Annotated in this window: 17 protein-coding genes; 8 read left to right on the forward strand and 9 right to left on the reverse strand. The window is 74.7% G+C overall.

From position 1 onward, the window contains the following. Positions 1 to 5: 5 nt before the first annotated feature. Entirely contained in the window at positions 6 to 848 is an 843-nt protein-coding gene (locus tag ACIBPC_RS27915; RefSeq protein WP_398848442.1) for a hypothetical protein, read from the forward strand. Between the two features lie 27 nt (positions 849 to 875). Here ACIBPC_RS27915 and ACIBPC_RS27920 read toward each other — a convergent pair whose 3' ends face one another. Then, complete coding sequence (locus tag ACIBPC_RS27920; RefSeq protein WP_398848443.1) at positions 876 to 1,427, reverse strand: YceI family protein; 552 nt, start codon at positions 1,425 to 1,427, stop codon at positions 876 to 878. A gap of 125 nt (positions 1,428 to 1,552) precedes the next feature. Between ACIBPC_RS27920 and ACIBPC_RS27925 the strand changes: the two genes are divergently transcribed. Continuing rightward, on the forward strand, positions 1,553 to 2,059 hold the full coding sequence (locus tag ACIBPC_RS27925; protein ID WP_398848445.1) for a MarR family winged helix-turn-helix transcriptional regulator: 507 nt from the start codon (positions 1,553 to 1,555) through the stop codon (positions 2,057 to 2,059). Between the two features lie 53 nt (positions 2,060 to 2,112). After that, a complete protein-coding gene (locus tag ACIBPC_RS27930; RefSeq protein ID WP_398848447.1) occupies positions 2,113 to 2,442 on the forward strand; it encodes a deoxyxylulose-5-phosphate synthase in 330 nt (109 codons plus the stop codon). 4 nt (positions 2,443 to 2,446) lie between these two features. On the opposite strand, the gene ACIBPC_RS27935 is transcribed toward ACIBPC_RS27930, so the two are convergent. Continuing rightward, positions 2,447 to 2,827, reverse strand: a complete 381-nt coding sequence (locus tag ACIBPC_RS27935; protein WP_398848448.1) for a VOC family protein — start codon at positions 2,825 to 2,827, stop codon at positions 2,447 to 2,449. A gap of 84 nt (positions 2,828 to 2,911) precedes the next feature. On the opposite strand from ACIBPC_RS27935, the gene ACIBPC_RS27940 reads away from it, so the two are divergent. Both ACIBPC_RS27940 and ACIBPC_RS27945 read left to right on the forward strand, forming a co-directional pair. Next, complete coding sequence (locus ACIBPC_RS27940; RefSeq protein ID WP_398848450.1) at positions 2,912 to 3,286, forward strand: winged helix-turn-helix transcriptional regulator; 375 nt, start codon at positions 2,912 to 2,914, stop codon at positions 3,284 to 3,286. 86 nt (positions 3,287 to 3,372) lie between these two features. Then, positions 3,373 to 3,885, forward strand: coding sequence for a GNAT family N-acetyltransferase (locus tag ACIBPC_RS27945; protein ID WP_398848452.1), 513 nt, complete (start codon positions 3,373 to 3,375; stop codon positions 3,883 to 3,885). On the opposite strand, the gene ACIBPC_RS27950 is transcribed toward ACIBPC_RS27945, so the two are convergent. After that, on the reverse strand, positions 3,882 to 5,249 hold the full coding sequence (locus ACIBPC_RS27950; RefSeq protein WP_398848454.1) for an FAD-binding oxidoreductase: 1,368 nt from the start codon (positions 5,247 to 5,249) through the stop codon (positions 3,882 to 3,884). The genes ACIBPC_RS27945 and ACIBPC_RS27950 overlap by 4 nt on opposite strands. 133 nt (positions 5,250 to 5,382) lie before the next feature. On the opposite strand from ACIBPC_RS27950, the gene ACIBPC_RS27955 reads away from it, so the two are divergent. Then, complete coding sequence (locus ACIBPC_RS27955; protein WP_398848455.1) at positions 5,383 to 6,957, forward strand: choice-of-anchor I family protein; 1,575 nt, start codon at positions 5,383 to 5,385, stop codon at positions 6,955 to 6,957. A gap of 28 nt (positions 6,958 to 6,985) precedes the next feature. Here the strand turns inward: ACIBPC_RS27955 and ACIBPC_RS27960 are convergent, their stop codons facing one another. Beyond that, positions 6,986 to 7,951: an oxidoreductase gene (locus ACIBPC_RS27960; RefSeq protein WP_398848457.1), complete on the reverse strand. Its 966-nt coding sequence runs from the start codon at positions 7,949 to 7,951 to the stop codon at positions 6,986 to 6,988. A 60-nt stretch (positions 7,952 to 8,011) separates the two neighbouring features. On the opposite strand from ACIBPC_RS27960, the gene ACIBPC_RS27965 reads away from it, so the two are divergent. Next, positions 8,012 to 8,629, forward strand: coding sequence for a TetR family transcriptional regulator (locus ACIBPC_RS27965; protein WP_362964317.1), 618 nt, complete (start codon positions 8,012 to 8,014; stop codon positions 8,627 to 8,629). A gap of 51 nt (positions 8,630 to 8,680) precedes the next feature. Here ACIBPC_RS27965 and ACIBPC_RS27970 read toward each other — a convergent pair whose 3' ends face one another. Further along, the gene (locus ACIBPC_RS27970; protein ID WP_398848459.1) at positions 8,681 to 9,064 is read right to left on the reverse strand and encodes a peptidase inhibitor family I36 protein; all 384 of its coding nucleotides are present in this window, start codon (positions 9,062 to 9,064) and stop codon (positions 8,681 to 8,683) included. A 157-nt stretch (positions 9,065 to 9,221) separates the two neighbouring features. On the opposite strand from ACIBPC_RS27970, the gene ACIBPC_RS27975 reads away from it, so the two are divergent. Continuing rightward, entirely contained in the window at positions 9,222 to 10,286 is a 1,065-nt protein-coding gene (locus ACIBPC_RS27975) for an ArsR/SmtB family transcription factor (protein ID WP_398848461.1), read from the forward strand. Here the strand turns inward: ACIBPC_RS27975 and ACIBPC_RS27980 are convergent. The 4 genes from ACIBPC_RS27980 to ACIBPC_RS27995 form a co-directional block, all read right to left on the reverse strand. Continuing rightward, complete coding sequence (locus ACIBPC_RS27980) at positions 10,180 to 10,815, reverse strand: DUF6226 family protein (RefSeq protein ID WP_398848463.1); 636 nt, start codon at positions 10,813 to 10,815, stop codon at positions 10,180 to 10,182. The two genes, ACIBPC_RS27975 and ACIBPC_RS27980, sit on opposite strands and share 107 nt — an antisense overlap. A gap of 62 nt (positions 10,816 to 10,877) precedes the next feature. Next, complete coding sequence (locus ACIBPC_RS27985; RefSeq protein ID WP_362964308.1) at positions 10,878 to 11,285, reverse strand: hypothetical protein; 408 nt, start codon at positions 11,283 to 11,285, stop codon at positions 10,878 to 10,880. A 71-nt stretch (positions 11,286 to 11,356) separates the two neighbouring features. Further along, entirely contained in the window at positions 11,357 to 11,758 is a 402-nt protein-coding gene (locus ACIBPC_RS27990) for a hypothetical protein (protein ID WP_362964306.1), read from the reverse strand. Positions 11,759 to 11,811: 53 nt separating this feature from the next. Continuing rightward, complete coding sequence (locus tag ACIBPC_RS27995; RefSeq protein ID WP_398848465.1) at positions 11,812 to 12,219, reverse strand: hypothetical protein; 408 nt, start codon at positions 12,217 to 12,219, stop codon at positions 11,812 to 11,814. Positions 12,220 to 12,638 lie beyond the last annotated feature (419 nt).

The following is a 12,638-nucleotide window of genomic DNA, read 5'->3' on the forward strand; positions in this document are numbered from 1 at the left end:
CGCTCATGGCTCGACTACGGCACACCATCGACCTGGCCCCGGTCGCGCGCGGCCAGGTGGAGGACGCGTTCCGTGTGCTCCACGACGTGATCGAATCCCTGCGCGTCGAGGACGCCAGGCTCGTCACGGAGGACGGCAGGCCCGTCCCCGACGTCGTGCTGCGCTCGGGAGAGCACGCGCGGCCGGGGGCGCAGTACTCCGTCCCCGGGCCCGTGCAGGAGGGGACCGGCCCGCCCGCCGACCGGCTGACGGTGCTGGAGTGGGACCGCTCCACCGCCACCGCCGTGCGGTACGAGGCGGAGCGGCACGAGCCGCCCTCGCGGGGCAGCGCCGAGCTGCGGCTGCGCAGCGCGGAGCGGCCGACGAACGTGCGGTTCGTGCTGCGCGGGGAGCTGACGCGCCCGGACGGCGGGCGGCGGCGGATGCGCTGGTTCGCGCTGCGCGCGGAGCTGGACTTCGACCGGTGGTGGGAAGCGGCCGGGGGGCACCTCGGCTCGGGGGCGGGCGCCGGCGCCCGCAGCCGCCCCGCGCTGACCGTCCTCATGCGGCACCCGCTGCTCCAGGCGACCACCGTCGTCGTGCCCAGGCCGGGCAGGGACGGCGGCTGGCGCCTCGACATCGCCACGACCGTACGGGGCCGGCGGCTCGGGCGGCTGGTCGCGGCCGTGCCGCTGCGGGTCACGCGGCGGCTGATGCACCGCGCGGTCGGCGAGGCGCTCCAGCGGATGGCGGACGACTGGCGGACGCACGCCGTCCCGCGCGTCGAGCGGAGCCCGGACGAGATGCGCCGCGCCCTGCTGGAGGACCTGACCGGTCGCGGCAGCAGGACGCGGGCGCCCGAGGAGTGACCCGCGGGGGGCCGCTCGCGGCGGGGGTCAGTTCTGGTTGGCCTCGACGTCCAGCGTGATCTTGATCTTGTCGCTGACCGCGGCGCCCGCCGCGCCGCCGGTGACGCCGAAGTCGCCCCGGCTGATCTCGGTCGTGGCGGAGAAGCCGACGGCGGGCTTGCCGTCCATGCCGGTGCCGAAGCCGTTCAGCTCCACGGCCAGGGTGACGGGGCGGGTGACGCCGCGCAGGGTCAGCTCGCCGTCGATGAAGCCCTCGCCGTCCTCGACGCGCACGCCGGTCGAGGTGAAGGTCATCGCCGGGTGGGCGGCGACGTGCAGGAAGTCCTCGCCGCGCACGTGCTCGTCGCGCTGGGCGTTGCCCGTGGAGACGGACGAGGTGTCGATCGTCGCCGTCACGGAGGACGCCTCGGGGGCCTCGGTGGTGGTGAGGGTGCCCTCGAAGGTGTCGAAGCGGCCGCGCACCTTGGCGATGCCCAGGTGGCGGACGGTGAAGGAGACCTCCGAGTGCACGGGGTCGATGGTCCAGGTGCCCGTGGTGTAGCCGGGCAGGAGGGCGCTGAGGTCGGCGGACGCGGTCATGGATGACTCCTCGGGTGCGGTGTTCGGGGGTGTCGCGCTCGGTGGCGGAGGCCGTGCCGTTCGGTGAGCGCTCCGCCAACCTAGCGCGTTCTTGTTGAATCCTCAACCACAGGTACTCTCGGCTTATGCCCGAGCATCAGCCGACCCCCTGGCTCACCGAGGGTGAGCAGCACGTGTGGCGCACGTACCTCGCCGCGACCGCCGACCTCCAGGCCCACCTCGACCGGCGCCTGCGCGCGGAGGCGGGCGTCCCCGTCGCGTACTACGAGATCCTCGTCGCCCTGTCCGAGAGCCCCGGCGGGTCCCTGCGCATGGGGCGCCTGGCCGACGTGTGCCGCGCGTCGCGCAGCCGCCTGTCGCACGCCGTCGCCATGCTGGAGAGCTACGGCTGGGTGAGCCGCTGCGCCACCGAGGACGACGGGCGCGGCTCGGTCGCCCGGCTGACGGACGCGGGGCTCGCGGCGCTGCGGGAGGCCGCGCCGGGGCACGTCGGGGAGGTGCGCGCCTGCCTGTTCGACGCGCTGAGCGCCGAGCAGATCGCCGCGCTGCACGGGATCGCGCACACGCTGCGGGACGCGGTGGCGGCACGCTCCGGCGGGACGTCCCCTGACCTGGCTGCACGGCCCTGCTGAACGGCCTTGCAAAGCGGTCGAGTCGGTCGCGGGCGGGCCGTACCCTGGCCGGCATGGCCCACGCCAAGACCTCCTACGTCTGCCTGCCCTGCCGGGCCTCCTACAAGCAGCCCCACCCCGACGGCCGCGACCGGCTCTGCCCGCGCTGCGCCGGGCCGTTGATCCACGTGGGCTCCGCCTTCGCGCCGCCGCGGCGGCGCGACACCGCCGCCTGGCGGACTCTGTCGGTGCTCCTGCACGCCGGTGTCCGCTTTCCCATGGGCTGCTGCTGCGGCCCCGGCTACCGTCCGCGCACGCTCGGCGAGGTGCGCGAACGGATGGCGTACGCGCGGCGGACCGGCGAACCGTTCGCGCGTGCGCTGGTGCGCCCGGAAGTGCCGTAGCGCCTCACGGGGCGGGGAGGACGCGGGCGGCCAGGCCGGGGGTCCACTCGACGTACTCGATCTCCGCGCCGTCCGCGTGGCGTGCGTAGAGGAAGCGTCCCGTCGGCCCGGCGGTGACGGGGGTGGTGACGGTGGCGCCCGCCCCCGCCAGCCGCGACTGGAGGGCATCCAGGTCGTCCACGACGACGGTCGCGGAGGCGTGGGCGTACTTCGCGCGTTCGGCGGGCGGGCCCGCGATGACGAGGAAGTCGCCGACGGCGGCGAGGGCGACGGCGTGGAAGGCGAGGCGCAGGTGCGGTTCCTCGCCGGTCAGCTCCTCCAGCAGGGGGAGGGCGCGGTCGAGGTCGTCGGTCCACAGGCGGGCGTAGGTCTTGAGGACGGTCATCGCGGTTCCTTCCGGTTACCGGGGAACCGTAGGTGACTATGCTCCGGCCTGGAAGAACGCACTTTCCGGTGAGAGAGGCACCTCATGGAAACCGAGCAGGACAGCGGGGACGTGACGCGCGCCCACTCGCTCGCGCGCGAGATCTTCGCGGGCGTGGCCAACAAGTGGGCGCTGCTGATCATCAACGTGCTCGGCGCGCGGACCCTGCGCTTCACCGAGCTGCGCGACGAGATCGAGGGCATCAGCCACAAGATGCTCACCCAGACCCTCCGCGGCCTGGAGCGCGACGGCGTCGTCCACCGGACCGTGCACGCGACGGTGCCGCCGCGCGTCGAGTACCGGCTGACCGGCGCGGGCGCCGAGCTGCTCGCCACCGTCAACGGCATGTGCGCCTGGACCCGCCGCCACCTCGACGGGATCGAGGCCGCGCGCCGCCGTTTCGACGCGCGGGACGGCTGACGGGCTGGGCGCTCGGTAGAATCACGGTGTTCTTCAAGCCTCTCCGGCTCTGCCGGGGAGGCTTCTCGCGTTTCCGGAGGAGTGCCGTGCCCGACCGTGTCCTGCGTCCCGCCACCGCCGCCGACCTGCCCGCAGCCGAGCGGCTGTGGCTGATGTTCCACCACGACATGTCCGCGTTCTCGCGCGAACTGCCGGGCCCCGACGGGGCGTTCCGCCGTGACCGGCTCGACGCCGCGTTCACCGAGGCCGACCGCGCCCCGTACCTCCTGCTGAGCGGCGACCGCCCGGCGGGCCTCGCGTTCGTCCGGGGCCTGACGGGGCCGGCGCGCGTGCTGAACAGCTTCTTCGTCGTGCACGGCGCCCGGCGCTCCGGGCTCGGGCTGTGGGCGGCGCGTGAGGTCGTCGCCCGGCATCCCGGGCCGTGGGAGATCCCGTTCCAGGACGCGAACGCGGGCGCCGTCGCGTTCTGGCGCCGCGTCGCCGCCGACATCGCCGGTGACGCGTGGACCGAGGAGCGGCGGCCCGTCCCCGGGCGTCCCGGGGTGCCGCCCGACGTGTGGATCTCTTTCGGCGAGCCCGCCTTCAACAGCGCCGTTTAAAGGACCTTGCCCGGGTTGAGGATGCCCAGCGGGTCGAAGACCTGGCGGATCGACCGCTGCAACTCCAGGCCGACGGGGCCGAGTTCGCGGGCCAGCCAGTCGCGTTTCAGCAGGCCGACGCCGTGTTCGCCGGTGATCGTGCCGCCCAGGGCGAGGCCCAGCTCCATGATCGCGTCGAACGAGGCGCGGGCGCGGTCCCGTTCGTCCGGGTCGGAGGCGTCGAAGCAGACGACCGGGTGCGTGTTCCCGTCCCCGGCGTGGGCGCACACGCCGATGGTCAGCCGGTACTCGTCCGCGATGGCCGCGACGCCGTCCAGCATCTCGGCCAGCCGCGCGCGCGGCACGCACACGTCGTCGATCATCGTGGTGCCCGCGACCGCCTCCAGCGCGGGCAGCGCCGCGCGCCGGGCGGCGAGCAGCAGCTCCGACTCGGCGGCGTCGTCGGCGGGCACGACCTCGGTGGCCCCGGCCGCGCGGCACAGCGCGCCGACCGCCGCCAGGTCGGCCGCCGGGTCCGGGGTGTCGAAGGCGCAGATCAGCAGCGCGCGGGTGCTCTCCGGCAGGTCCATGCGCGTCAGCCTGTTGACGGCGCGCACGGTCGTCGCGTCCATCAGTTCGAGCAGCGACGGGGTGTGGCCCGCCGCCATGATGGTGGCGACCGCCTCGCCCGCCGCCGCCGTGCCGGGGAACTCGGCGGCCAGCGCCAGCCGTGGCGGCGGCGCCGGCTTCAGCGCGAGCACCGCCCCGACGACCACGCCCAGCGTCCCCTCGGCGCCGACGAACAGGCGCGTCAGGTCGTACCCCGCCACGCCCTTGGCCGTCCGCCGCCCGGTGCGCAGCAGCCGCCCGTCCGCCAGCACGACGTCGAGCCCGAGGACGTACTCGGCCGTCACGCCGTACTTGACGCAGCACAGGCCGCCGGAGCCGGTGCCGATGTTGCCGCCGATGGTGCACTGCTCCCAGCTCGACGGGTCGGGCGGGTACGCGAGGCCGTGCGCGGCGACGGCCTTCGACAGGTCCGCGTTGACGACGCCCGGCTCGACCACGGCGTAGCGGTTCACCGCGTCGATCTCCAGCACGCGGTCCATGCGGAGCAGGGAGAGCACCACGCAGCCGTCCACCGCGTTCGCCGCGCCGGACAGGCCCGTACGGGCGCCCTGCGGGACGACGGGGACGCGCAGCGCGTACGCCGTCCGCAGCACGTGCCGCACCTCCTCGACGGTGCGCGGCAGCACGACGGCCGCCGGTTCGCCCGCCGGGCAGAAGCTCGCCATGTCGTGCGCGTAGGAGGCCATGACGTCGGGATCGGTGAGGACGGCGCCGTCCGGCAGGCCCTCGCGCAGCGCCGCGACAAGAGTGCTCATACCGCCCACCATGACACCGCCGCCACCGTCCGTCACCCCCCTCCGGCGCACCGGCCCCGGGTTGCGCCCCTGTTCACCCCGGGCACGCTCCCGGTTCACACGGCGGGTCCCGGCGTCCGCGACGATCCGCCCCATGAAGCACCGAAGACTCGCCGTCCTGGGCACCGTCGCCGTGCTCGGGGCCACCGCCGTCACCCCGGCCGCCGCCCACCCGCACCACCGCGACCACCACGGGGGCGGCCTCGACCTGACCCTGATCGGCCGCTACGAGACGGGCGCGTTCGACGAGGGCGCGGCCGAGATCACCGCCTACGACCCGCGCAGCGAACGGGTGTTCACCGTCAACGCGGAGCGCGGCACCGTCGACGTCCTCGACCTGTCCGACCCGCGCCGCCCCCGCAAGGTCGCCGAGCTGGCCACGCCGGGCGCCAACAGCGTCTCCGTCAGCGGCGGCCTGGTCGCCGTCGCGCAGGAGGCCGCCGACAAGACGGACCCGGGCACCGTGTCCGTCTTCCGGGCGCGCGACGGGCGCCGCGTGGACGCCGTAGAGGTCGGGGCGCTGCCGGACATGGTGACGTTCACGCCGGACGGCCGCCGCCTCGTCGTCGTCAACGAGGGCGAGCCCGACTCGTACTGCGCCGACGGCACCGACCCCGAGGGCTCCGTCTCGGTCGTCTCGCTCGACCGCTCGGGCCGCGTCACCGGTACCCGCACCGCCGACTTCCGCGCCTGGAACGGGCGCGAGGACCGGCTGCGCGCCGAGGGCGTGCGGATCTACGGGCCCGGCGCGTCCGCCGCGCAGGACTTCGAGCCGGAGTACGCCGCCGTGTCGCCGGACGGCCGGACGGCGTACGTCACGCTCCAGGAGAACAACGCGCTGGCCACCGTGGACCTGCTGCGCGGCCGGGTCACGCGCGTCGAGGCGCTGGGCACCAAGGACCACAGCCGCCCCGGCCAGGGCCTCGACCCGTCCGACGAGGACGGCGGCGCGCGGATCGGGCGGTGGCCGGTGGAGGGGCTGTACGAGCCGGACGCCCTCGCGTCGTTCGGCGGCGGGCGGTACCTCGTGACGGCGAACGAGGGCGACGCGCGGGACTGGGACTGCTACGGCGAGGAGGTCCGCGTGGGCGACCTCGCACTCTCCCCGCGTGCCTTCCCCGACGCGGCGCGCCTCCAGCAGGACGACGCGCTGGGCCGCCTGACCGTCACCGGCACGTCGCCGCGCGACGCCCAGGGACGCGTCACCGAGCTGCACGCGATGGGCGGGCGCTCCCTGTCCGTCCGCGACACGTCGGGGCGGCTGCTGTGGGACTCGGGGGACGACCTGGAGCGGCTGATCGCCGAGCGGTACCCGGACGACTTCAACACCGACAACACCGAGAACGACCCCGACTCGCGCAGCGACGCCAAGGGGCCGGAGCCGGAGGGGGTGACGGTCGGGACGGTGCGTGGCACGACGTACGCCTTCGCCGGTCTCGAACGGGTCGGCGGCGTCGTGGCCTACGACCTGTCGGACCCGCGCGACCCGGAGCTGGCCGGCTATGTGAACTCCCGCGATTTCAGCGGCGATCCTGAAGCGGGCACGGCGGGCGACCTCGGCCCCGAGGGGCTGACGTTCGTCCCCGCGCACGACAGCCCCAACGGCCGTGCCCTGCTGATCGTCGGCCACGAGACGAGCGGCACGACCGCGATCTACCAGATCGGCTGACCCCCCGCGCCCCTGCCGTTCCCGCGCGTCAGGCCGGGGACGGCAGGGGGTAGTGGACGCCGGTCAGTTCCTCGGAGAGCGTCCAGAGGCGGCGGGCGGTCGCCTGATCGGCGGCCCTGGGGGCGAGTGGGACGCGCGTCGGCGCGCCGCGCAGTTCGGCCGGGCCGCTCGGGCCGATGAACTCGCCGCCCTGGACGCCCGGTTCGGTCGCGGCAAAGAGCTGGGGCAGCGCGCCGCGTCCGGGGCGCTGGGCGAGCAGCGGATTGCCGACCCGCCCGAGGAGGAACCGCCACAGCCCGACCGGCGTGCCCGACTGGAGGCCCGTGGCGGTGTAGCCGGGGTGCGCGAGGACGCTGCGCACGGGGCTCCCGGCCGCCGTCAGGCGCCGGTGCAGCTCGATGCCGAAGACGGCGTTGGCCAGCTTGGACTGGTTGTAGAAGCCCATGGGGGAGTAGCGGCGTTCGCCCGTGAGGTCGTCGAAGTGGAGTGACGCCTTGCGGTGGTTGACCGAGCTGACCGTCACCACGCGCGGGTCGCGGCCCTCGGCGAGGAGGCCGAGGAGCAGCCCGGTGAGGGCGAAGTGGCCGAGGTGGTTGGTCGCGAACTGCGCCTCGTGACCGCGTTCGGTGAGGGTGCGGGGCGGCGCCATGATCCCGGCGTTGTTGACGAGGACGTCGAGCCGTCCGTGGTCGGCGCGCAGCCGGGCGGCGAAGGCCGCGACCGAGCCGGGTTCCGCCAGGTCGAGCGGGCGCACGTCGAGCCGCGCGTCCGGCCGCGCGGCGGTGATCTCCCCGGCCGCGCGCCGCCCCTTCGCCTCGTCGCGCACGGCGAGGACCACGTGCGCGCCCCGTCCGGCGAGCGCCCGCGCCGTCGCCAGGCCGAGGCCGCTGCTCGCGCCCGTGACGACGGCGATCCGCCCGTTCTGATCCGGTATGCGCCCGGCGTCCCATCGCTGCTGCTTCTCCTGTGCCATGCGACGCATGGTGTCGTTCATGGCATTCAGTGTCAAGCTGGCACTGTGTGCCGCTCACGGCATGGCGTGTACGCTGGGCCGGTGACGTCCACCCCGCAGCCGACCCTCGCCGAGCGCAAGCGCCTGCTCGTGACCGGGGAACTGACCGAGGCGGCGCTCCAACTCCTCGCCCGCCGGGGCTTCGACGCGGTCACCATCGACGAGATCGCGGCCGCCGCCGGGGTGTCCCGGCGCACGTTCTTCCGGCACTTCGCGTCGAAGGAGGACGTCGTCGTCCAGTTCCTCGCCGGGATGGGCGACGCCATCCGCGCCGAGCTGGCCGCGCGCCCCGCCGGGGAGCCGCCGTCCGCCGCGCTGCTGCACGCCGTGCGCGTCGCCGTCGAGACATGCTCGGGCAAGGCCGAACGCGCCCTGCCCGTCGTCCGGTTGATCCTGGAGACGCCCGCCCTGCTCGCGCGCTTCCTCGAACGGCAGGCGCAGTGGCGCGACGACCTGGCGGCCGGGCTCGCCGACCGCCTCGGCCGCGACCCGGGCACCGACCTCTACCCGCAGCTGGCCGCCGGGATGGCGCTCACCGCGTTCCACACCGTGCTCGCGCGGTGGAGCCGCAGCGACGGCGCCGAGGACCCGGCCGCGCTGCTCGACCGGGCCTTCGCCGTCCTGGCCCCGGCGCTCGACGCGCCGCCGGGCGCCGGGTGAGCCGTGCCGCCCCCGCCCCCGCCGGGGGCGGCACGGCGGGTCACGGCGGGGTCAGCACTCGCCGCCCCAGACGGCCGAGTTCATCGTGATCGTCCCGCCGCCGGTGAACCGGTGCGCGTTGGAGTCCGGCGGGAAGTGCAGGCAGCCGGTGGACCACTGGCCGCCGGACCAGGTCACGCGCCAGTAGATGTGGTCCGCGCCAGGGTCGGACGTGCCGTTGTTGACGATCGACATGCCGGTGGTGGACCGCAGGTTGGACAGGTTGCCCTGCGACTTCCAGCGCGGCTCGCCGCTGAAGTTCGAGTTGTCCCACACGCACACGTAGCTGCGCGGACAGTCGCTCTGCGCCGCCGACGCGGACGGCGCCAGCGCCGCCCCCGTGGCCGTCATGACGAGCGCCGCCCCCGCCACGCCGACGCTTCTGCGTATTCCCATCGGTGACTCCCCCTCGAAACGCGGTGGTTGATGCCTCCACCCTGCCGCGCGGCGGGCGCGCACCGGCGATGCTTCAACCCTGTATGAAACGTGCCGGCTCTGCTTCACTGAGTGCTAACGGGCAGGGGGACGCACGGGGGGTCGTGCTGTGTTGCGGGTGCACTTTTCGGGGGAGGACCTGGGGCGTACGCGGCTCGCGCCGGGGCCGGTGCCGATGTGGGAGACCATCCTCAGCCTGCACCGATTCCAGCGCCGCGACGGCGGGTTGCTCGTGCGGCAGTGGCGCGCCCACGCCGCCGGGGCCCTGCCGCCCGACTGGCCGCTGCTCGCCACGCTCGTCCCGCCCGCCGGGTACTTCCCCGACTTCCTCACGCCGCCCCAGCCGTTCGCGGACCTCGGCGAGGCCGTCGCGCACGTCGCGGCCACGGCGCGCGCCACCGTGCGCCGCGACCTCGTGCACCTCGAACGGCGGCGCCTGGCCGCCCCGTTCGCCGACGGGCTGTGGCGCGGCGCGCCCCGCGCGTACGAGCGGCTCGGCGACGTCCTGACCGCCTGGCACGGCGCGGCGCTCGCCCCGTACTGGAGCCGCGTCGAGGAACAGGTGCTCGCCGACCGCGCCCGGCGCGCGGCGCGCATGCTCGACCAGGGCACCGAGGGGCTGCTCGCGGCGCTGCCGCCCGCGCTGCGGTGGCGCGCGCCCGTCCTGGAGGTGGACTACCCGGTCGAGCAGGACCTCGTGCTCGGCGGGCGGGGACTGCTGCTCGTGCCGTCGTTCTTCTGCCTCGCCACCGGCGTGACGCTGCTGCACGACGACCACACGCCCGTGCTCGTCTACCCCGTGGAGCACCTGCCGGCCGCCGAGCCGGTGGGCGCCGAGGAGCACCGCGTCTCGCTCGCCGCGCTCCTCGGCCACACGCGGGCGGCGATCCTCGAAGCGCTCGAACAGAGCTGCACCACGGGCGGGTTGGCGCGCCGGGCCGGGGTGCTGCCGTCGTCGGCGAGCCAGCACCTCGGCGTGCTGCGGGACGCGGGGCTCGTCCGCACGGCGCGTTCGGGGCGTACGGCGTGGCACTCGCTCACCGCGATGGGCGCGGCGCTCGCGCGGCGGGGGTGGGTCAACCCGGCGGCGTTCGGTCCTGGGCGGGACCCGGCGGACCGACCCGCGCCGGCCAGGGGCGCCAGCCGCCGGGCGGGAGCGGGGGGCGTGCGCCGAGGCGGGTGACGCGGTACTCGGAGCTGCTCCCGTCGCCGTCGGGGGAGGAGACGGCGCAGGTGACGCGGCCCCGGCGCAGGGTCTCGCGCAGCCGCCCGGCGGCGACGGCGAGGGTCTGCCACTCCAGCTCGCCGGCCAGCGCCTCGACCGAGTCGTCGCACGCGTCGCAGCCGCAGTCGGGGAAGGCGGCGGCGAAGTACCGGCCGGCGTGCAGGGTCACGCTGGGGAAGCCGGTGAACGTGAAGGTGAGCGGCGCCGCGTCGGGCGCGGCCGGGGTGAGCGTCACCGTACGCACGCGTTCGCCGTCCCGCCGCTCCTCGCTCTCGCGGGCCGTCGCGTCGTACTCCGCCGTGAGGTGGGCGGCCAGCGCCTCGGCGACGGTGAGCAGGGGCGCGAAGCGCTCGGGGTGCTCGGTGACGCTGTAGTACCGCTCGGGCGGGCCCTCGTCCCAGTCCCAGCGGTCGCCGTAGGGGATGACGGCTCCGGCGGCGTCGCGGAGGACGGGGAGCGCGAGGGCGGGGCGTGCGTACGCGGCCATGCGCCGACCGTACGCGCGCCCCGCCCGTCGCCGCGCCCGTTTATCGCGGGGAGGCGGGGCCGTCAGGCGCGCCAGCGGGCGCGGTCCTCGTACCGGAAGATCTCGTGGTTCTTGTGCAGGCCGAGGGAGAAGGGGTAGACGGCCCCCTCCGTGAGGTTGTGGCCGTTGGAGGCGCGGTGGGTCACGCAGTTGCCGTTGCCGCCGACCGAGATGCTGTCGATGATCCGCATGCCGCTGGGGTCCCAGACGTCCACGTACACGGCCCAGCCGTCGGCCTCGATGTCGCAGACCTCCACGATGTCGCCGTACGCCTCGAAGCGCAGGCGGCCGCCGGGGTCGCCGTCGTTGGTGTGGAGCTGGTGGTCCCAGTCGATGGCCTGGGCGGCGGTGGCGTTGAGCGCCGGGAACGCGAGGGCGGCGGCGAGCACGGCCGCGCCGCGCAGGGCGGTCTTCCTACTGGGCTTCCACATGGGAACGCCTTCTTCCGGTGTGCGGGTTCGGTTCGTGAGGGGGTGCGTCCTTCAGATGCCGCGAGGACCGGTCAGGCCCGCCACTGGGCGAAGTCCTCGTACCGGCCCGATGGGAGCGAGTCCTTCGTCAGGTCCAGCGTGAAGGAGTACAGCGCGCCCTCCTGGAGGTCGTGGCCGTTGGAGGCGCGGTGGGTCACGCACTTGCCGTTGCCGCCCACCCTGATCACGTCGTAGACGGCGGGGCCGCTGACCTCCACCTCCACCGCCCAGCCGTCGGCTTCGATGTCGCAGACCTCGACGATGTCGCCGTACGCCTCGAAGCGCAGGCGGCCGCCGGGGTCGCCGTCGTCGGTGTGGAGCTGGTGGTCCCAGTCGATGGCCTGGGCGGCGGTGGCGTTGAGCGCGGGGAGCGCGAGGGCGGCGGCGAGTACGGCCGCGCCGCGCAGGGTGGTCTTCTTGCTGGGCTTGCGCATGGGGCGATTCGCTTTCGATGGACGACGGACGAGTATGAGAACGGGGCGGGTGGTCACGCCTTCCACTCGGCGTAGTCCCAGTACTGGCGCAGGCCGTTGGAGTGCTCCAGGGAGAGCGAGAACTCGTAGTAGCGGCCCTCCACCAGGTCGTGGCCGTTGGAGGCGCGGTGGGTCGCGCAGTTGCCGTTGCCGCCGACCCTGAAGTTGTCCACGTTGTAGCGGCCCACGGTGTCGTAGACATCGACCTCCACGGCCCAGCCGTCGGCTTCGATGTCGCAGATCTCGACGATGTCGCCGTAGGCCTCGAAGCGGAGGCGGCCGCCGGGGTCGCCGTCGTCGGTGTGGAGCTGGTGGTCCCAGTCGATGGCCTGGGCGGCGGTGGCGTTGAGGGCGGGGAGCGCGAGGGCGGCGGCGAGTACGGCCGCGCCGCGCAGAGTGGTCTTCTTGCTGGGCTTGCGCATAGGTGTGTCTTCCTCCGTTGGGGCCCGTCACGGCTCGCCATGACGTAGGGCATGGACGGGACTTGCGCGGAGATTAGCCTCCTGGTTCCCGAACGGGAACACTGCCACGCGCGTAGCTGAGGAAGACTTGATCTTTCCATGACACCGTGAAGTGCCTCTGGAAACGGGGCCTTTCACCGGCTCGTCCGGGCGCGTGCCCGGTGCCGGAGGGGGAGCAACAGGCAGGTCGGCGGGGTGCGTACGCCCGGTGTGCCGCACGCCCGGGCCGCGAGCGCGGCGTCGCGGCAGTCGACCGCCGTGCCGGACCTCCCGGCGCGACACCTTCACGCCCGCGTACGGGGAAAGCGACGGGGGCGGGCACATACGCCCGCCCCCGCTTGTGCCCGGCTCGCTGAGGCCCTCCACGGCGCGCAGTCCTG

The organism is Streptomyces sp. NPDC049879 (assembly GCF_044461265.1).
GTDB lineage: Bacteria > Actinomycetota > Actinomycetes > Streptomycetales > Streptomycetaceae > Streptomyces.